We start from the raw sequence: 20,945 nt of genomic DNA on the forward strand, positions 1-20,945 counted from the left end.
GCCTCTGCCCCTGCTTGTTTAATTTGCTTAAGCGATATTTTAAGATCAATCCCTTTTGTGCCAGGGCATGGCGTTAAAATAATCTTTGCCGCACTATTTTCAATGCTGATAGGGAAAAGCGGATGTACTGATGGCATATTTTGTACCTTTTTTAACTATAAAAAAGCAGGAGATAATCTCCTGCTTTTTTATAGTTTATATTGGTTATATTTCACTTTGATGACAGTGCAAATAATAATCCTTTGCGATAATAATTTTTTGCTTCATGCAAACAATCATCTTTTTCCAACAAGTTGGCAAGCAGCGCAAAATCCTCGATATTTGGCACTGTTTTAAGGCTCTCCTTTAAATGGTCAATAACAGCCGAGGTTTTATTTTCTTTTAACTTCAACCTGGCAAGCGCTTGATGAATTAAACCCGTTTCCGATTCTTTTTTAAGTTTCTTCTCTAATAATAGAATTAACGGATAATGGTCGCTAATTTCGAGTTTTTCAAGATAAGCAAGCAGGGGTAATGAAAACTGTTTATTGAGTTTCTCTAATAAAAATTGTTCGGCAAATTTATCGTAACCCGCTTCAATATAAGCATCTAACAAGGCTTTTTGATAACTAAGCTCTTTACGTATCCCGCGTGGTGATTTTTTCTCCCAGTAATTCTGTAATAGCTCACCACTCTGTAATGCGTACTGTTTAAACAGGTGCTGATAAGCATCAAGCTGCATCTCAGCAAACTCCGTGTCATTAAATGAAAAAGAGTTACGCTTTGTATTTAGCAGTTGTAAATATTTTTGCCATTCATTTAATGCCGGATAGATCGACAGATAAAGCTCGTTAATACGTTTGTTTTTCGGAAACTTTTTATCTAGCTCTTGTAATCTGGCAAGCGCATTTTCATATTGCTCCGCCTCTAACTGCAGCTCTACCCCGACTAAACCAGCCGCCAGTTGACAGCCCTTCTGGCTCTCACTGGCTTGTTGCAGATGCTCATCACGTAAATCATATTTACCTTGATAATGAGCCGCCTTAGCAGCTGCGATATAAGTTAAAGCAGGAGATTCACTTCGCTGTGCAGATTTTGCTAATAATTTTTGTGCTTGCTTACTATTACCTTCAAACAGCGCCAGCATACCTAACACACTGTTTTTTTGTGCCTGTCGAGTTTTACGTCGTCCCAACCAGCCACTGGTAATTGAACTCATCGAAAGCAGTTTACGTAATAACCACTCAGCGAACTGCAGCACAAAATATAAAACAAGCGCAATAAAAACCGCATTGATAATAGTTATTTCATAAGTTGTGTAAGCATCAAAGGAAATTATAATATAACCTTTGTTAGCACTGATTTCAGGACCCAAAAACAACCCGGCCAGAAGCGCTGAAATAACAATAATAATTCGTATCATGGCTTCCTCCTACTCTACACGGGAACTGGCGAGTGATTTTTTTACACGCTGTTTTATGATTCGATCCAATAAAGGTGCGCTTTTTAATTGGTCAGGGTAGTTTATTGAAATTTTACGTTTACTTAAACGTTGAATAGATTTGTAAAAATGACTGGTCGAATTATCATTTAAATCGTAATAATTCTTTAGTAAATCAGAAACGTTAAGCAGTGCTGTATCGAAAATATCCTGCTGCTCACGGTAAATGGCAAATTCTGCTTTTGCTAAATTATTACGTAAATTCTCTTTTAAATACCAGCTTTGTTCGGGCGAAAGCAGTGCCTGTAGTTTTGTTTCCCTTTTATTAATAATAATAAAGCTCTCGACAAAAGTAGACCACGATTTAGCTAAATTTTCCTGCCAATCATTAATATCTGTTGAAATTTCGGTTGTATTATTTTCAGACGCATCCGTAGCTCTTAAACCAGCCAGAACAAGTTTATCAATACGACGCTCTAAACTGGACAGTGCTAATACCACACCGTCAGGATCACGCTTAGGCAGTGCTTCTAATGTATTGATATCTTCAAGTAACGCCGCACGTAAGCCACTTAAACTCGAATCACTCAACTCAACCACTCGTTGATCCGCGGCTAATAAAAGGGCAATTGCACTTGCGATATCTCTTTCCAGCCAGATTTTTCTGCCAGCAAGCGCGACCAAGTATTCAACCTCAGCTAAAATCCAATCATTGGGATGACGCACCCTGGTTTCGGCAAGAACGCGCTGCAGAGCCTGGACATCAGTTTTGTATAATTTGCTTTCATTTTTTACTTGCTGAAGCTGTAAATTAACTTGCTCCACTTGTGTTGTAAGCTCAGATTGTAACGTCAACGCTTTCTGCGACTGTTTATTCCGGCTTTTTTCCTGTGAAGATAACTGCTCGCTTAACTGAGTAATTTTCACCTGTTGCTGCGTATTTAAGGTGTTATTTTCTTTATATAAATAAGCGGCAAAAACAATTACAGCAAGCATCAAAACAAGCGATAACAAAGCAATATAAATAGCCAGCTTGCCACTTTTACTATTTTTTTGTAAAGGCGGGATTTCTGATTGCGAAGCAGACGTTTCTGACGCTAACGTTTCATCTTCTATTTTTACTGCATTCTTATTTTCATTCTCTGTCATAACTACCCTCACATCTAAAAAGAGATAAAACCATTATTTAAAATAATCAACAATCTGCTTATCTAACATACCTGGTAATATTTTCACATTAGACCAGCCTGCTAAACTCGCTTGCTCAGTAATACGTTTACTCGGTGCATAAATAGTGATCGTTTTTAACCAACCAAGTTCACTTTGAGGCACAATCTCAAGCAGTCTTTCTAATAACTCCATACTGCTGATAATAGCACCGTTAATCTTTTGCTGTTGCCATTGATTAACTACAAGCGCCCCGTTTAAATTAATCGCTACACGTTGATAAGGCTGATAATAGTCAACAATAGCGCCGCGAGCAGTTAATATTTCAGCGAGTAACTCTCGTCCGCCGACACCACGTAAAATAAGGATCCGCTTACCCTGCAATTGCGCTAAACAAGGTAAAGCCAGTAACCCTTCACTATCAAAACTCTTATTTGGAACAATAACTTTTTGTCCCGTCGCACTGTGCAGCTTTGCTTGTGTCCCTTTACCAACCGCTAAATAGCTTGTTACAGGCCAACTATTTTCAGTAAGTGCCTGATCAGTATAGTCCACCGCATTACTACTTACTGCAATGATATAATCGTAAGTTTTTGTAAATACAAGACCGACATTGGCAAACTCAGCTGTTTTTTGTATTTTCAACAAGGGCTGCGCAAGCGCAAATATCCCTTGAGAGTTAAGCAAATTAGCTAAGCGTAAAGCATGTGGAGCAAAACGCGTTACCAATAAACGAGGTTTAGCCATTCTTATAAGGCTTGAGCATAAACGTCTGCCAATATTTCTTTAGCACCACAATCAAGCAGCTGCTGAGCTAAAGTCAGACCTAGCTGCTGTGCATCTTCTTTATGACCAGTTATCTCTTTACGAATAATCTGTTTTCCATCAACACTGCCGACCAATCCGCGCAGGAACAGCTGATCGTTTTCTAATAAAGCGAAACTACCAATAGGTACCTGACAACCACCTTGTAGAGCAAGGTTCATTGCCCGCTCAGCAGTAACACGTGCACGCGTATTTGCATCTTCCAGTGGTTTTAATAAGGCGATGGTCTGCAGATCATCTAAACGACACTCAATACCAACCGCACCTTGTCCGACGGCAGGAAGACTCACTTCAGGCTCAATATAACTGGCAATGCGCTCGCTCATCTGTAAGCGAATTAACCCCGCGGCTGCCAAAATAATTGCATCATATTGACCATCATCTAACTTTGCTAAACGGGTATTCACATTACCACGTAAATCTTTAACTATAAGATCGGGCCGTAATTCACGAAGCTGACATTGGCGGCGCAAACTGGAAGTCCCCACAACAGCCCCCAGTGGTAACTGCTCTAGCGACTGGTAATTATTTGCAACAAAGGCATCACGCGGATCTTCACGCTCACAAATAACCGTTAAACCTAATCCGTCAGGAAAATCAACAGGCACATCTTTCATGGAATGCACTGCAATATCTGCGCGTCCTTCCAATATCGCCACTTCCAGCTCTTTTACAAAAAGTCCTTTACCACCCACTTTCGCCAAAGGTGTATCAAGGATTTTATCGCCCTTAGTTTTCATCGCTAATAGCTCAACGGTTAAATTTGGGTGATATTTTAAAAGTTCAGCTTTAACAAAGTTAGCCTGCCACATTGCAAGCGGACTATGGCGTGTCGCAATACGAATTATTTGAGGGGTCATTTATAGGTTATCTCATTAAGAAACTAATGCTTCGATGCTATCAAAGATAAGATCAATTAGCATGCGTAATAGAGATAAAATGGTAATTGCTGCGAATATATTTATACCCAACCTACCTCAAGATGCAAAATCAGCAAGTCGAGAGGTGACCCTATTCAAGGCATGAAGTTGAAGGTTTAGTCATTCTAAATCAATGCTTCATAACGCTGAAAAGGGTTAGCTCTCGGCTTGCCCAAAGGGAGGCTAGCTCGAAAGCCAGTACCGCGTTGCAACACTTGAAAAGGGAATAACCATTCTCATCATGCTGCGCCTTGTCCTAGCATCCGAGCTAGCCTCTGAAGTAGCATCTTGAGGTAGAATGGGTATAAACTAATAGAAGTGTAATTAATTAATCGAGCAGGCTAAAGAGAGTTTATATGAGTCAATCCTCAAAGACATTACCAAAAATTTTAAAATGCACGCTGATTGCCAGTAGTCGATTTTTTAAAATTGAATCACTTCAGCTAAGGTTCAGTAACGGTCAACAACGTGAATTTGAACGAATGCGCGGTTACCATCGAGGTGCGGTGCTGATTGTGCCCTTTTTTGATAAAGATACGATCTTGCTGATTAGAGAATATGCGGCCGGTACACATTCATACGAGCTTGGTTTTCCTAAAGGTCTTATCGATTCCGGCGAAACACCTGAAATAGCGGCTAACCGAGAGTTAAAAGAGGAGGTCGGATTTGGGGCAAACAGCTTACAAAAACTAAAAAAAGTGACTATGTCACCAAGTTATTTCAGTAGCGAAATGACCCTGTTTATGGCATTTGATCTTTACCCTGAAACATTACCAGGTGATGAACCAGAGCCTCTTGAAGTAATTAAATGGCCACTTAATAAGGTGGATGAATTATTGGCAAGAGACGACTTCCAGGAAGCACGGGGAATTTCAGCATTATTATTAACACTGAAAGCGCTTAAGGATAAAAATAACATAATTTAAAATGGAGGATAAAAGCTTTCCTCCATTATCACTTAACTTATATAAATGATTTCCGCCGTGCGCTAGTCAAAGCAGTAACAAACTGTGCGCCAAGCTGGGGTTATAACAGGCGAGTTAAAAATAAAAAGGGAAAAAGATTAGCTATCATGTTATTTTTATAATTAATAAAAGTTATATTCTTTAAGGAAGCAGTTCATGAGTCAAAATACCATTTCATTAAAATGGCTTGCTTACACGTTTTTAATCGGGCTTTCAGCCAACGCCTGTTTTTCAATATTAACGATTACGCTGGTCCCTTTTTCTCCTTTTCCTTTCCTAACGCTGTTTTTTGCTGTTAACCATTTTTATGGTCTTTATATTAAAGAGGCACACAATGAAATCTCTGTTCGTCCGGCTTGGGGGGCTTTTTTTATTGGTATTTTCTCTTATTCCGCTTTTCTCGGTGCGCAATACCCGGAGCTCGGTTCAAATTTTATTTCAATTACCCTAACGCTGATTTTAAGTATCTGGTTAATGTATAAATTGATGTTTGGCGATAAACATTATTCTGCATAATCAGTTAGCAGCAAACAAAAAAGGGCGTATTAATTAAATTAATACGCCCTTTTTTATTAAATGAGAAAAGGTTATGAGTTCTTCAAACGCTCTTCTAACATAGCTAATAAAGCAACTGACTTTTCTTCAAGTTTAAGCAACTGATCAGCTGAAACCTTACTATCAAATTCACCCAGTTCAGGAAACAACTTACAAAACATAGGTTGCGGGTACATGTTGACTGTATCCATAGTCACGGAGCTTGGGATCTTAAAAAACACAAAAGAGCCGATATCATCAAAATGGTGCAGTTTTTCGATTAAACGCTCTGCGGTTAATGCTTCTAAAAAAAACTCCTCCTCTTCACTTTTACCATTCCATTCAGCAACAGTAACAAGCGCTCTAAATGGCAGTTCATCAGACACATCCTCTTTTTCAATATAAATAGAATGCAAAGCCTTTTGATTCTCTTCTTGATTTATTTTTAGTCCAATAAACTTAAAGGTTGGATGAGCGATTAACAACGTCGGTAATTGATCCGCAAAGTACAGAGATAATTGTTCACTATTTCTCATAAAAAACTCCGAAAAAATATATTTGAGGTTTTGCCTAAAATACAACAAGATGAAGGACTAATCGTATTAGCTTAACTTATACGATTTACTTTACAAGTTATTGCACATTATTGAAGGATTAAAAATGAAATATACAACACGCGAGCTGCCTAAGCACAAAAACGTCGCACTGGTTGCACATGACAATATGAAACAGGAGCTATTAGCCTGGTCAGAAAGACGCATTGATGCTTTAAAATTACACCACCTTTATGCAACAGGAACAACCGGATCTCTGTTATCAAAAAAACTCGGTTTACCGATTAAATGCTTGTACTCGGGCCCAATGGGTGGCGATCAACAGCTGGGAGCGAAAATTGCGGAAGGAGATATCGACTTATTAATTTTCTTTTGGGATCCGATGAATGCGGTACCGCATGATCCGGATGTCAAAGCGTTACTACGTTTAGCGGCTGTGTGGAACATTCCTATGGCAACCAATATTGCCACCGCTGATTTTGTAATGGATTCTCTGCATATTAATAACACTTATCAGACACGCATACCTGATTATCAGGGTTACTTAGCAGATCGCACCCAGTAAACTATAACCATCCACCTTGAAAATGCAGATCTCTGCATTTCCAATGCAGTATGGCTATACCCCATTAAAAAGGCGAACAATTTGCAAACTCTTACTGATATTTACATTTATCCGATTAAATCGGTTAAAGCTGTCAATCAGCCTGCGGCACAGGTTGAAGAAAAAGGTTTAAGTTTTGATCGTCGTTATATGCTGGTTGACCCACAGGGAAAATTCATTAGCGGGCGCACTCATCCGCAATTAACACAAATAGAGGTGCAGTTTTCGCAACACTTATTGCTGGTTAATGCCCCAAATATGCCGACACTAACCATCAATCCGGATGATTTCGGTGAAAAGATGAAAACAAGCCAAGTGTGGTCTGATAATGTCAACGCACTGCATTGCCATAATGATTACGATCTGTGGTTTTCAAACTATCTGCAGCAGCCCTGCCAGTTAGTCTTTTTTGGCAAAGAAACAAAACGGCTATTAAAAAACAGAGAAACGCAGGTTTCCTTTGCTGATGGTTACCCGCTATTATTAATCAATCAAGCCTCTGTTGATTTTCTTAATGCACGTTTACAAAAGCCAGTAACAGCACTACATTTTCGCCCGAATATTGTTGTTAAAGGGGATTTTCCTTTTGTGGAAGATAGCTGGTCACGCATTAAGATTGGAGAAGTGGAGTTTGAAGTAAGCAAACCCTGCTCACGTTGTTTATTTACCAATGTCGATCCGCAAACGGGGCTGGTCGATAAAGATGAACCATTAAATACCTTGGCCAAATTTCGATACCACCAAGGTAATATTGATTTTGGACAAAACTTAATCCCGCTTAACAGTGGCCTAATCCGCGCGGGCGATGAAATAAAGATTTTAAACACGCAAGGCGCTCCTTTTTACAGCTCACAAAAAGATCAACAGCTAAGTAATAAAAAAAGCATAGAGATCTATTATCAGGATTCAGATACCAGCACGACTGGCGATAATCAGCAGTTATTATTAGATCAGGCTGAGCTGGCGGGTATCGACATTCCATACTCATGTCGTGGCGGTCAATGTGGTTGCTGCAAGGTAAAACTGATCGAAGGTGAAGTAATGACACTTAATAACCAAGGATTAAGTGATTTAGAAATTGAACAAGGTTATATTCTAGCCTGCAGCTGCATTCCTTTATCCGATATCACTATTAATCATTAGGAAAAATCATGGGCAAAAAATCAAACCATATAGATATTCCAGACAATGACACTGACAAACTGATTGAAGTGCTTGGTTTAACCAATAACATTAATGAAGCTGGTTATATTCTTCCGGACGGCCGACTGCTGCATCTCGATCGCAGTAACTGCTTTAAGCGCAAAAATCATTTAGATGTATTAAAGCTATTACCCGCTTTTCTCGGTAAAGAACATACGATTATTGATACCGATATGATCGCATTTATGGCTAAAGAACAACTGGTGCGTTTTTGTATCGATGGCAGAATTCATACTGCAGTTAAACCGACATCGGAACAGGTAAGAAAATTATATAGCGTTGTAGCTTATCGCTCTAACCCGTTTGAAATTATTATCTCAAATGCAGCGGGTATGACACTGGAACAACACACGGTTTCAGGGCCAAGTATGAACGCATTAGTAAAGATTTTTGATAGATATTCATCTGTAAAGCAAGATGACTTCAATGAAGATGAGTTTTGTATTGAAGAAGAGGAAAAGTATTTTACGCTAACATTCCGTCCGGCAATGAAAACGGTCGGTAGAATGAATAAAAACAGCAAAATGATAAAAATGGAGCCCCTTTTTAAAGAGGCAACGCAACTATTTATGAGATTGGTGAAACAATCACGCAATAGCCAATAACCCACTCTTCCGACTATCAATAGCCGCCTCCGAAACTATTTCAGAGGCTTAAGCTTTAATAGCGCTCAAACAGCTTTAACAGTGCATCACTGTTATCAGGAGCAAACTTCTCTTCCTGATCAGAGCCATACACGCTGTCGGCTAATTTCTGTTTACGCGCCTGCAGCGCTAAGACACGCTCTTCAACTGTCTGCTCACAAATCAGTTTATAAACAAAAACAGGTTTCTCCTGACCAATACGGTAAGCACGATCTGTCGCTTGATTTTCCACAGCAGGGTTCCACCACGGATCATAATGAATAACCGTATCGGCAGCGGTCAGGTTAAGCCCCACACCGCCCGCCTTTAAGGAGATAAGGAACACAGGAACCTCTCCCGTCTGAAATCTATCAATAATCTCACTGCGATTACGTGTTTGCCCTGTTAATTTAACAAAATCAATCCCTCGCTCCTGTAGAGACTGCTCAATTAAGCCTAACATCTGCGCAAATTGCGAGAAGATTAAAATACGTCGTCCCTCTTCAATCATCTCCGGCACAATCTCCATTAAAAAGTCCAATTTAGCCGAACTTTTAATGCTTTGTGCATGCTCCAACTTCACTAAGCGCGGATCACAACAAGCCTGACGTAATTTCAGTAACGCATCTAAAAACTCGATACGGCTTCTTGCCATCCCTTTTTCTTTAAGGAGATCGCGAACTTTTGCTTCCATAGTGATACGGATGCTTTCATATAAGGTACGTTGATCATTCGGTAAAACAATCTTGTGGACAATTTCTGTTTTTGCAGGTAACTCTTTTGCCACTTCATCTTTAGTACGGCGTAATAAAAATGGTCGGGTCTTCTGAATTAACCAGTCTTGCACCTGTTGATTACCTTCGCCTTCAATCCCTTTCCGATAAAAACGGTTAAAAGTGCTATGCGTGCCTAAAAACCCCGGCATTAAGAAATCAAACAATGACCAAAGCTCACCTAAATGGTTTTCCATCGGCGTACCCGTTAAACATAACCGCTGCTTAGCATTTAACTGCTTGATACTCTTGGTCATTTTAGCCAGTGGGTTTTTAATCGTTTGTGCTTCATCAAGAATCAAATCAGAAAAGTTTAACTCTTCAAGCTGGCTAAAATCTCGTCCGACTAATGGATAAGTCGTGATCACCAAATCATAATCAGGCACAGAAGCAAAATGTTGATGGCGATCGGCACCATGTAAAATCAGCACTTTTAACGTTGGTGTGAATTTTATCGCTTCATTTAACCAGTTACCCACTAACGAGGTTGGGCAAATTACCAATGCAGGATCGATAAGTTGTTGATGCTGCTTTTTATAAAGCAGGTAAGCCAAAGTTTGAATAGTTTTACCCAAGCCCATATCATCGGCTAATACGCCTGAAAAACCATACTCATTTAAAAAAACCAACCAGTTCAACCCCGCTAACTGATAGTCTCGCAAGGTTGCATTAAGGTGTTCAGGTAACTCTACCGCCTGAATACCGGTAAAGTTGGTCATTTTTTCAGCCAATGCTTTTACATGACCACCGCCTACCCAGCGGTTAATTTCAGGTAACTGAGCCAGCAGTGCAGCTTGGCTTTGCGGCAGATTGATGCTGTCATTATTGACTTCACCCAACTCTTGTAAAATGGATAAAACAGGCTGAATAGACTCGCGTTTAATACGTAACGGTTTACCGTTAGGCTGAGCTAATAAGATATCAAACTGATGCTGTTGCCAATCTTCATTATTGCGTAACCATTCAAGCAATAGTGGTAATAGCGCAATACGTTTGCCTTCAATTTCAATCGACACACCTAAATCAAACCAGTTCCCCTGCTCTTCGATCTCAATATCAATGCTATTAATTTTTTCGCTATCTAATGCCAGATCCGGGGATATTTCAAAGAACCAACCTAACACCTCTAACCGCGTCTTGTGCGCTGTTAACAGGGACAGCCACTGAAACTGCTGCGAGCCGCCTAACTCAGGAGGTAAAATTCCTAATAACTGAGCTGTTTTAGGCTGCTTAGGATCGTACATCTGCGGATCTAATAAACATAAATTTTCAAACTGTTTTAATGCGAATCTTTCACTTTCAATATCACGTTCAATAGTAATAATTTCATTCGACCACATAAACTGCGTGCGGCTTGGTTCCTCAATTACATTTGGATTTAAAACCAATTCACCGTAACGGAAAGATAAACGTGCAATAAATAACGGCTGCCCTTTGATGGTCTTTTCATTAAGCGAGAATACGACTTGTAACTTATCGTGAATATCTCGGGTTGGATAAGCTATCGGATTCGGTAAAACCACATCCGGGAAACGCAGTGAAACTTCTTCCGTAAAGTGCTCACACTGTTTATCCGCGAGCGGTGGCGTTTGTAATAACGATAAAATCCAGTCGCTATCGAACTCACTTTCTATCTTACCAACTAAACCATTATCGGTATCAATGTAATAAGCAGTAGGCGTAGGAATTAACAGCCAATTTTCGCAATCCTGCAGCGTCACTTGTAATTGTTTTAAATCATCTTCTTCTTCAAGCCATTGTAATTCTAAGGTTTTGTTTTCAGAAGCTTGTAATGGCAGGGATAAGTTTTGCCAAAAACAACGTCCTGTGGCTAATATTTTCTGCAGTGCTAACAGATCATGTTCATTATGGATACAGGTTTTAGCAAGTTTGGATACACGTCCCTCTTTTGCTAAAAGTAGTTGTAAGATACTGACATCCTCTGCTTTTACCCATTTATAACTTTCCATCCAAGTTTCATTTTCAGCAACAGAGATAAGATCTTTTTCAGCAAATACACTGATATTTTCACTTTTTAAGAAACGCACTGAGCCGTATTCAACCTGCAGATACTGCAGTGAATGGTTGTAAGCACTTTTATTAAATGAAAGACGGAAATACCCCTGATAAGCACTAGCGCTAGTAACCGGCTGATTTTTGGCTAACTGTGTCTGCAGCAGCTCAAACCAGGTCTGATAGCTGTTTTCAATATTATAATTTGGCGTGTCCGCCTGATAAGCAAGCAGCAAAGCCACTGCGTGTTTACAGTTCCAACCAACAGGACAGCTGCAGGTACTGTGGATAATAAATCCACCTTTATTGGATTTTTTAATTGATGCGCTGGTTTGGTAAGGCGTTTCTGATGTCCCTTTAACACTGCCGCTGAGTTTATTTTCATGGTCATCATATTCACAAGATAAAACGCGGCTTTCTTTAAAATAACGCGTTCCACGGTCAATAATATTACGACCGAAACTAGTAAAAATATCTTGCTGAGTAATCTTAGGCATCTGTGCAACCAACTATAAAAACGGATCGTTAATGATAGAGAGGTCGACCCAATAAAGAAAGAATAATTCTGAAAATCTCGAAGAAATTAAGAATATTTTTGTCCTGCTAAAAAAAAAGGAGCATAAGCTCCCAATTTATTCACCAATAACTTGCAGCTTTATTAAAGGTTAGGTCCTAACCAACGCTGCGCGGTTACTAAGTCCCAGCCTTTCCGCTGAGCATAGTCTGCAACCTGATCCGGCTGGATTTTTGCGACGGCAAAATAGCGGCTTTCAGGATGGGAGAATATCCAACCCGAAACGGCAGCCCCCGGAGACATCGCATAACTTGATGTTAACTGCATACCGATCTGCTGTTCAACATCCATTAACTCCCAGATAACTTGTTTTTCTGTATGTTCCGGGCATGCAGGGTAACCAGGTGCAGGGCGAATACCCTGATATTTTTCACGAATCAGATCATCATTAGCTAATATTTCATTCGCGGCAAAGCCCCAGTACTCTTTGCGAGTCTGTTGATGCAGATATTCAGCAAAAGCTTCCGCTAAGCGATCACATACCGCCTGTACTAAAATCGCATTATAATCGTCATTATCTGCTTTATAGCGGTTAGCAACCTCTTTTTCACCAATGCCGCCGGTCACGGCAAAAGCGCCAATATAATCGGCAATGCCTGACGATTTCGGCGCAATATAATCAGCTAAACAATGATTTACAAACGGCGCTTTTTTCTCAGTTTGCTGGCGCAGCTGATGGCTCACCTGCAGGATTTCATTACGAGATTCGTCTGTATAAATTTCGATATCATCAGCGACACTATTAGCAGGAAAAATCCCCACAATACCGCTCGCAGATATTTCACCACCAGTCTCCACTGTATCAAGCATCTTAAGTGCATCGTTAAATAAACGCGTTGCCTCTTCGCCAACAACCTCATCTTTTAGAATACGTGGATATTTTCCAGCGAGCCCCCATGTCATAAAGAAAGGGGTCCAGTCAATATACTCTCGCAGTACACTAATCGGCATCTTTTTAACCACCTGCACACCAAGCTGCTTTGGCACTGGCGGCTGATAATTGGCCCAGTCTATTTTAGCGGCATTATCACGCGCACGCTGCAGTGAAATAGGCGCACTACGCGGACGTTTATTGGCATGCTGCTCACGTACCCGCTGATAATCTTGATCAAGCTTATCAACAAATTCTGGTTTGTGCTTTGGATTTAATAATTTCTGACAAACACCCACTGCACGTGACGCATTGGAAACATACACCACGGGATGATCGTAATTCTGTTCGATTTTAACTGCTGTATGCGCTTTAGAGGTCGTTGCGCCGCCAATTAACAGTGGTAAATCCAGTCCTTGACGCTGCATCTCTTTGGCGACATAAACCATCTCATCTAAAGAGGGGGTGATAAGACCTGATAAACCGATAATATCGGCATTTTCTGCAATTGCTGTTTTAATAATTTTATCAGTCGGAACCATTACGCCAAGATCGATAATTTCGTAGTTATTACACTGCAGAATAACCCCGACAATGTTTTTACCAATATCGTGTACATCACCTTTAACCGTTGCCATCACGATTTTGCCGTTGGTCGCGCCAACCGCTTTAGTTGCTTCAATGTAGGGATTGAGATAAGCCACCGCTTGTTTCATTACACGCGCAGACTTAACCACTTGCGGTAAAAACATTTTCCCTTCACCAAATAGATCGCCAACGATATTCATACCATCCATTAACGGCCCTTCAATCACCTCAATTGGCATATCAGCATTGATACGGGCCTGCTCTGTATCTTCTTCAATAAACTCAGTAATACCTTTCACTAAGGCATGGGCAATACGTTCATTAACAGGTAAGTTGCGCCACTCTAACGCTTTACCATCATCGACTTTTTCAGTGCCTGAATCGCGGTATTTTTCTGCTATATCGAGTAAAGCATCCGTTGCATCCGGGCTGGTATTGAGAACAACTGCTTCAACGGCATCTTTCAGCTCTTTGGGAATATCATCGTAAATAGCCAATTGCGCCGCATTGACAATGCCCATATCCATACCGTTTTGGAAACAGTAATAGAGGAACACTGCATGAATAGCTTCACGCACCGGATTATTACCACGGAAAGAGAAAGAAACATTCGATACACCACCGGAAATCATCGCATGTGGCAGGTTATCCTTAATATCTTTAACTGCCTCAATAAAATCAACTGCATAGTTATTATGCTCCTCAATACCGGTTGCCACAGCAAAAATATTCGGATCAAAAATAATATCTTCCGGCGGGAAACCAACTTGATTCACTAAAATATCGTAGGAACGCTGACAAATTTCAAATTTACGCTCGCGGGTATCGGCTTGGCCCTTTTCATCAAAGGCCATCACAATTACCGCAAAACCATAACGACGGATTAATTTAGCTTGTTCAATAAACTTATCAACACCCTCTTTCATGCTGATTGAGTTAACAATACCTTTACCTTGCACACACTTAAGACCCTCTTCTAAAATTTCCCATTTAGAAGAATCGACCATAATTGGCACTTTTGAAATATCCGGTTCAGAGGCACATAAATTCAGGAAACGTTTCATCGCATATAATGAATCAAGCATAGCTTCATCCATATTGATATCGATAATATCTGCGCCCGCTTCAACCTGATGACGCGCAACCTCTAACGCTTCATCATATAACTCATCTTTAATTAAACGTTTAAAACGTGCCGAACCTGTTACATTAGTACGTTCACCAACATTCTGGAATAATGAATCTTTCCTAATGGTTAGTGCCTCTAATCCACTTAAACGACAGGCAACTTCAATCTCAGGTAATTCGCGCGGTTTTACACCAGCCACCGCATCAGCCATCGCGCGAATATGTTCCGGCGTAGTACCACAACAACCGCCGACTAGATTTAAGAAACCACTTTCAGCCCACTCTTTAATATGTGCAGCCATCTCATCAGCTTCTAAATCGTATTCACCAAAGGCATTAGGCAAACCCGCATTCGGGTGCGCTGAAACAAAGGTCTCTGAAATACGTGACATCTCCTGTACATATTGACGCAGTTCATCCGGGCCAAGCGCACAGTTCAGACCGAATGAGATAGGCTCAATATGACGTAATGAGTTGTAAAAGGCTTCTGTTGTTTGCCCGGAAAGCGTTCGCCCAGATGCATCGGTTATCGTACCTGAAACCATTACCGGCAACTTATAACCAAGCTCTTCAAAGACGCCACTCACCGCAAAAGCAGCAGCTTTAGCATTTAGTGTATCAAAAACAGTTTCGATTAAGATCAGATCACATCCACCTTCAATTAATGCATGGGTTGATTCATTGTATGCTGCAACTAATTCATCGAAACTGACATTACGAAACGCAGGATCATTTACATCTGGAGAGATTGAACAGGTACGGTTTGTCGGGCCTAAAACTCCTGCAACAAAACGGGGACGATCGGGTGTCTCTGCCGTTTTCTGATCGGCAACTTGGCGAGCAATGCGTGCGGCTTCACGATTGATCTCCGCTGATAGCGATTCCATCTCATAATCTGCCATCGCAATTGTGGTGGCGTTAAAGGTATTGGTCTCAAGAATATCTGCACCGGCATCCAGGTATTGGCGATGGATATCAGCAATCACTTTTGGCTGGGTTAAAACCAGCAAATCATTATTACCCTTTACATCACATGACCAATCAGAAAAGCGTTCGCCACGATAGTCCTCTTCTTCAAATTTATAAGCTTGGATCATGGTGCCCATGCCACCATCAATAAGGAGAATATGCTTTTCTAATTGCGCTTTAATAACTGCGCTACGATCGTCAACTGACATAGAGTTCCCTGCTGTTTCTACTGATAAGTATTTGTACATATATTAACATAAAAGCAATACTGAATTACGCCAGAAAAGCCGCCGTTGATTGAAATATTTTGTTATAAATAATGAATAAATTGATAGTTGAAGATTAGAAGAGATATGTTAGGCATAAAAAAAGCGAACTAGGAACAGCTCGCTTTTGTCTTAAAAGAACATTGTAATGTCATCACAGTAAACAGCATTTATAGCTTTTTTGCTTTGTTGATCTTTCGCCATCCTTCTGCGTTTGTACTCCTTTAACCTAAATAAACATAAACGAATACAAAATACGTGTTTATCCATGAAACAGATTTAAAACACAAAGATCAATAACAACTCGATACTCACAATAAAACTAAAACATATTTACCTTATGATCGACTATCACGTTACAAAAAACGACAAATAAAGGGCCAATTCAGTTGGCGGTGAGTTGCTTAGAATCGCATACTCCTAAAATTTATTCTCGTTTTTAACAAACAGATATGAAGTAATAATATTTATTCCCTCCATGTTAGTGACAAAATCTACAACCAGCGTTTTATTTCTACTTTTTTATGTTCTACTTTCTTTCTACTTGTAAAAAGTCCGAAATAAAAAGATCTTTCCCGAGTGCCCGCTGGGCTATGAGTTACAATAAGCAACTCCTAGTTGGGTCTTGATCTTACTAAAAACCGATATGAAGTAATAACTTCTCCTCCATGCTGTTTTTAAGATTATCAACAAATAACTCACACTGACAAAATTACTATTTAGTAGATGAAGCTACTTACCTGTCTCGCTTCCTAACTTGTCAATTGCCTTATCTAAACTGGCTTGTAATCATTCGTTGCGCCAGATACTAACTAATTTCCCTCCAACTCATTAACTATATTAAGTGTAGATCCGATTAGCTACATTGCCACCTCTATCAAACGTTTTTAACGCGATTTTCTAACTCCGTCACACTTTTATTTGAAGGTTATTTTAGCTCTGATAAATCATATGGTGTCACTTGGTAAACACAGTAATTTAACCAGTTGCTATACAGCAAGTTGCCGTGACTACGCCAAGTTGCACGTGGCATTTCGTTTTCATCATCATTCGGGTAATAATTAACCGGCAAAGTCGGCTCTAACCCCTCGTCAAGATCGCGCAGGTACTCATTATTTAGCGTATTTGCATCATACTCCGGATGCCCTGTAACAAATACCTGACGGCAATCAGGGCTAGCAGCCAGATAAATACCGGCATCAGGTGCATCAGCAAAAATAGTTAAATCACTATTTTCTAATATGTATTGTGAATCAAACTCAGCAAAACGTGACAATGGCGCCCAAAATTGATCATCAAACCCACGTACTAACGGGTGGTGGTGATTATAGGTCGTATGCTGATAAATCCCCAAAAGTTTACATTCACGCGTCACTTTATCGAGATCGTATAAATATTTAAAAGCAGCCTGTGCCGCCCAACATAAAAACAGCGTAGAGGTAACATTATGACGAGACCACTCTACGATTTCAGTAAATTTATCCCAGTAATAAACATCTTCAAAAGGAATTGTACCCAATGGCGCCCCGGTGATAATAAAACCATCCCATTTTTGATCTTTAACACGTTCGAAATCGCCATAAAACTTATCTAAGTGCTCTTGCGGGGTATTTCGAGAAGCACGTGCATCTACGCGTAATAATTCAACATCAACCTGCAGCGGTGTATTAGAAAGCAAACGCATTAATTGCGTTTCTGTTTCAATTTTTTTAGGCATTAAATTCAAAATTAATACACGCAGAGGTCGAATATGTTGATGACTGGCGCGTGATTCAGACATAGTAAAAATATTTTCAGACTTTAAAATGCCGGCAGCAGGCAGATCATCAGGGATACGAATAGGCATAACAAAACTCCATATTAAATATTTCATTCATTTAGACATCTAGAAGTCTAACCTAAATTCAGCAAGACAACAAAACTTTCGATTAGATGCTAATATCAATGAAATTTTTTATTAATGGATTGAAAATGTTTAATATTATTCAAGCGGATTTAACACAAGCTGAACATGCGCAGGCTTACCTGAAATTAATGTCAGATTACGCATGTGATCCTATGGGCGGGGGTGAAGATATTTCTGATTTTGCCAAACAGAATCTTGTTGAGGCTTTATTAAAACGTAATGATGTTTTTATCGTTATAGTTTTTGCAGATAAACAACCCGTTGCACTTCTAACGGCTATAGAAGGATTTTCAACATTTGCCTGTAAACCTTTATTAAATATTCATGATGTTATGGTATCTAAAGAGTTTCGTGGTCAGGGATTAACAAGTTTATTGTTTGCAGAAATTGAAAAGATTGCGCTATCCAGAGATTGCTGCAAAATCACCCTGGAAGTATTAGAAGGCAATAAGATAGCCAAAAATGCCTACCGAAAACAAGGTTTTTCCGGTTACCAGCTCGATCCTGAATTCGGCAATGCAATATTCTGGACTAAATCGTTAAAGGATTAACAGCTCTTTTTTATTAAGCTGCTTATAAATCCAGGCAAGCGTCAACCCACGGGAAAGCATAAAGGCATTCATCGCTATCCATAACGCATGATTGCCTTCTCCAGAAAAGAACAGCCAAACCGGGAAATACACCAGACAGAGCGAAAAAATCATACTATTGCGCATCTCTTTCGCACGTGTCATACCAATAAAAACACCATCAAAAACAAAACCAAGCATAGAGGTAAGCGGAATTAGAATCAGCCAGGGTAAATAGCGAGTTGCCTCAACTTGTACGCTACTGATAGATGTAATCTGGTTAATAATCCATTGCCCATAAAAATAAAATAACAGCAACTGTATAAGGCTAAAAATAAACGCCCAAAACAGCGTTACATTAATGCTCTCTTTTAATTTACTTAAACAGCGATTGCCAATATTTTTCCCCACTAAGGCTTCCACAGCATAAGCAAGACCATCCATAGAGAAAGAGATCAGCAATAAAAAGTGCATCAACACTGAATTAGCAGAAACCACATCATCACCAAGTTTTACCCCCTGCATGGTCATAAATGCATAAGTAACCTGCAGACATAAGGTGCGGATAAAAATATCGCGGTTTAATGCGATAAAAGAGTTTAGGGAATGAAGGTCAATCAGTTGCTTTAACAACCTTGTAAAGTCGCCTGTTTGATAGAAGGGCTTGATCATCTTAGAGACTGCAAATAAGCCGCAGATTAAAGCGATGTAATCAGCAGATAACGACGCCCACGCCACACCTGCAACTTGCCATTGAAAAACGACTACAAAAAGCACACTTAAGAATATATTTACTAAGTTGGTAATAATCAGCAGAAACATCGGTACTTTGGCATTTTGCATACCTAATAACCAACCAAGCAAAACCATATTAATTAACGCTGCTGGCGCACTCCAGATACGGATAGCAAAATACTGTTTGCCATATAAAAGTACCTGTTCACTGCCATCTACAAAATGAAAAACCAGTGATGAGAGCGGGTTTTGCAGCAGTAATAAAACCGCTGCCAATAGTAAAGCTATCAGGACAGATTGTAATAAAAGGCGCAAAATTTGTTGAAAATCATTAGCACCATAGGCCTGCGCAACAAGCCCTGTGGTCGACATACGTAAAAAAACCAGCCCCCAAAAAAGCAGGGTTACAACCATTGAGCCAACAGCAACACCAGCTAAATAATATGATTCAGGCAGATGACCAATCACAGCAGTATCCACTAAACCCAGTAGTGGCACACTGATATTTGAAAGCATCATAGGAAGTGCTATTGCGAAGATTTTCTGGTGCGTTGAAAAGTTCAAACAGATAGTTTTTATCATTAATATTAATTCTGAATGGGCAGCAGTTTTTCTATTTTAAATAATAATTCTGCTATTTCAAAAGGAATTGTCATGCAAGCATCAACCTGAATTGCACGTGCGGCAATTTCCTGCTCACCTAACGGTTGATCAACTAAAACAATAACGGGGGTAAATCGACTTTGAGAATGATTCTTTAACAGCTCGCTCAGAGTTAAGCCATCAATTAAGGGTAAATTTAAACTGGTGATAACAAGATCCACCTCGTTTTCAACAATAAAATCTAAAGCTGATTGACCATTAGCAACTGATTCAACCTGATACTTTTTTTGTAATAACGCAAATTCAATGGAATCTCGTAAGGAGGTTGATCCTGTGGCTAATAATATAACTTTCATAATCCCCCAAGCTTAATCAATATTGACGATAGTATAATCATTAAATACAAGGCTCATTTATTGCCAGTTTTGATAGATGTGATGAATATCTTCGACCATTAAATCCATATCCACATGGGCAATACCGTTTTCATTCACTACAGCCTGAAATGTAGCATGGTGTTCACCTTGGGGATTAATAAGCACAAGTGAAGCACTATGATCGATTAAGTAATATTGATCTAACTCCTGATCAACAATGCTGTATACCAGGCCTAAATCCTGGGCAAAAGGAAATAGTTGCTGATGTGTACTGGTTACCCCTTTAAAGTCAGGGTTAAAGTAGTTTACATATTCAGCTAAATGGTCAGCTTTATCACGGTTAGGATCAACTGAAACAAAAACGATCTGAATATTATTATATGGCGGCCTGGTTAACTCAGGGTAGATACGGTCAATATCTGCTAATGTTGTCGGACAAATATCAGGACAGTAAGTGTAACCGATAAAAAATAGTGTCCACTTATTTAATAAATCTTGGTTATCAAATTTATCATCCGTTAACATTGCAAACGAAAAGGGGGGTAAAAGCTTGCCCTTTTCCTGGAGTAATAAAGAGGGGTTACTGGAAAAAGAGCCCGTAAATTGTGTCTGTCCCAACACAAAAAACAACACAAAAAGAACACTAAAAACAACCAATAACCCTTTTTTCATTTTTTACATCCAATCTGCAGTACGAATCACGCCAACAGCAATACCTTCAATATTGAATAAATGGCTGATATTCCAAACTTTCTTAC

General features: G+C 39.7%; 17 protein-coding genes. 6 read left to right on the forward strand and 11 right to left on the reverse strand.

Features of this window, described 5'->3' with window-relative positions; all coding sequences use genetic code 11:
• Positions 1 to 211: 211 nt before the first annotated feature.
• From AC4GME_RS08155 to hemC, 4 genes are read right to left on the reverse strand one after another with little or no spacing between them, the layout of a single operon-like run.
• On the reverse strand, positions 212 to 1,402 hold the full coding sequence (locus tag AC4GME_RS08155) for a heme biosynthesis HemY N-terminal domain-containing protein (protein WP_490379219.1): 1,191 nt from the start codon (positions 1,400 to 1,402) through the stop codon (positions 212 to 214).
• 9 nt (positions 1,403 to 1,411) lie between these two features.
• Positions 1,412 to 2,569, reverse strand: coding sequence for a uroporphyrinogen-III C-methyltransferase (locus AC4GME_RS08160; RefSeq protein ID WP_490378193.1), 1,158 nt, complete (start codon positions 2,567 to 2,569; stop codon positions 1,412 to 1,414).
• Positions 2,570 to 2,602: 33 nt separating this feature from the next.
• Positions 2,603 to 3,334, reverse strand: a complete 732-nt coding sequence (locus tag AC4GME_RS08165; protein WP_490378194.1) for a uroporphyrinogen-III synthase — start codon at positions 3,332 to 3,334, stop codon at positions 2,603 to 2,605.
• A gap of 2 nt (positions 3,335 to 3,336) precedes the next feature.
• Positions 3,337 to 4,272 carry a hydroxymethylbilane synthase gene (hemC, locus tag AC4GME_RS08170; protein ID WP_490378195.1) on the reverse strand — a complete coding sequence of 312 codons (936 nt, stop codon included), beginning with the start codon at positions 4,270 to 4,272 and terminating at the stop codon, positions 3,337 to 3,339.
• 416 nt (positions 4,273 to 4,688) lie between these two features.
• Between hemC and nudE the strand changes: the two genes are divergently transcribed.
• Both nudE and AC4GME_RS08180 read left to right on the forward strand, forming a co-directional pair.
• Complete coding sequence (gene nudE / locus AC4GME_RS08175) at positions 4,689 to 5,258, forward strand: ADP compounds hydrolase NudE (RefSeq protein WP_490378196.1); 570 nt, start codon at positions 4,689 to 4,691, stop codon at positions 5,256 to 5,258.
• Positions 5,259 to 5,453: 195 nt separating this feature from the next.
• On the forward strand, positions 5,454 to 5,813 hold the full coding sequence (locus AC4GME_RS08180) for a YijD family membrane protein (protein WP_490379220.1): 360 nt from the start codon (positions 5,454 to 5,456) through the stop codon (positions 5,811 to 5,813).
• 71 nt (positions 5,814 to 5,884) lie between these two features.
• Here the strand turns inward: AC4GME_RS08180 and AC4GME_RS08185 are convergent, their stop codons facing one another.
• Positions 5,885 to 6,367 (reverse strand): hypothetical protein, encoded by a 483-nt coding sequence (locus AC4GME_RS08185; protein ID WP_490377289.1) that lies wholly within the window; start codon positions 6,365 to 6,367, stop codon positions 5,885 to 5,887.
• A 124-nt stretch (positions 6,368 to 6,491) separates the two neighbouring features.
• On the opposite strand from AC4GME_RS08185, the gene AC4GME_RS08190 reads away from it, so the two are divergent.
• The 3 genes from AC4GME_RS08190 to AC4GME_RS08200 all read left to right on the forward strand — a co-directional run bounded on the left by AC4GME_RS08190 (position 6,492) and on the right by AC4GME_RS08200 (position 8,797).
• Positions 6,492 to 6,950 (forward strand): methylglyoxal synthase, encoded by a 459-nt coding sequence (locus AC4GME_RS08190; protein ID WP_490377288.1) that lies wholly within the window; start codon positions 6,492 to 6,494, stop codon positions 6,948 to 6,950.
• An 81-nt stretch (positions 6,951 to 7,031) separates the two neighbouring features.
• Positions 7,032 to 8,132: a YcbX family protein gene (locus AC4GME_RS08195; protein WP_490377287.1), complete on the forward strand. Its 1,101-nt coding sequence runs from the start codon at positions 7,032 to 7,034 to the stop codon at positions 8,130 to 8,132.
• Positions 8,133 to 8,140: 8 nt separating this feature from the next.
• Positions 8,141 to 8,797: a hypothetical protein gene (locus AC4GME_RS08200; RefSeq protein ID WP_490377286.1), complete on the forward strand. Its 657-nt coding sequence runs from the start codon at positions 8,141 to 8,143 to the stop codon at positions 8,795 to 8,797.
• Positions 8,798 to 8,852: 55 nt separating this feature from the next.
• On the opposite strand, the gene AC4GME_RS08205 is transcribed toward AC4GME_RS08200, so the two are convergent.
• The 3 genes from AC4GME_RS08205 to metA all read right to left on the reverse strand — a co-directional run bounded on the left by AC4GME_RS08205 (position 8,853) and on the right by metA (position 17,843).
• A complete protein-coding gene (locus AC4GME_RS08205) occupies positions 8,853 to 12,098 on the reverse strand; it encodes a DEAD/DEAH box helicase (RefSeq protein ID WP_490377285.1) in 3,246 nt (1,081 codons plus the stop codon).
• A gap of 161 nt (positions 12,099 to 12,259) precedes the next feature.
• Positions 12,260 to 15,940 carry a methionine synthase gene (metH, locus tag AC4GME_RS08210; RefSeq protein WP_490377284.1) on the reverse strand — a complete coding sequence of 1,227 codons (3,681 nt, stop codon included), beginning with the start codon at positions 15,938 to 15,940 and terminating at the stop codon, positions 12,260 to 12,262.
• A 985-nt stretch (positions 15,941 to 16,925) separates the two neighbouring features.
• Complete coding sequence (gene metA, locus AC4GME_RS08215; protein ID WP_490379221.1) at positions 16,926 to 17,843, reverse strand: homoserine O-succinyltransferase MetA; 918 nt, start codon at positions 17,841 to 17,843, stop codon at positions 16,926 to 16,928.
• 125 nt (positions 17,844 to 17,968) lie between these two features.
• Between metA and AC4GME_RS08220 the strand changes: the two genes are divergently transcribed.
• Positions 17,969 to 18,454 carry a GNAT family N-acetyltransferase gene (locus AC4GME_RS08220; protein ID WP_490376280.1) on the forward strand — a complete coding sequence of 162 codons (486 nt, stop codon included), beginning with the start codon at positions 17,969 to 17,971 and terminating at the stop codon, positions 18,452 to 18,454.
• Here the strand turns inward: AC4GME_RS08220 and AC4GME_RS08225 are convergent.
• From AC4GME_RS08225 to AC4GME_RS08235, 3 genes are all read right to left on the reverse strand, one after another.
• Positions 18,443 to 19,726, reverse strand: coding sequence for an MATE family efflux transporter (locus AC4GME_RS08225; RefSeq protein ID WP_490376279.1), 1,284 nt, complete (start codon positions 19,724 to 19,726; stop codon positions 18,443 to 18,445). The genes AC4GME_RS08220 and AC4GME_RS08225 overlap by 12 nt on opposite strands.
• A gap of 68 nt (positions 19,727 to 19,794) precedes the next feature.
• On the reverse strand, positions 19,795 to 20,166 hold the full coding sequence (locus tag AC4GME_RS08230; RefSeq protein ID WP_490376278.1) for a response regulator: 372 nt from the start codon (positions 20,164 to 20,166) through the stop codon (positions 19,795 to 19,797).
• A gap of 57 nt (positions 20,167 to 20,223) precedes the next feature.
• Entirely contained in the window at positions 20,224 to 20,859 is a 636-nt protein-coding gene (locus AC4GME_RS08235; RefSeq protein ID WP_490376277.1) for an SCO family protein, read from the reverse strand.
• Positions 20,860 to 20,945: the final 86 nt, after the last annotated feature.

It is taken from the genome of Psychromonas sp. (genome assembly GCF_983033635.1).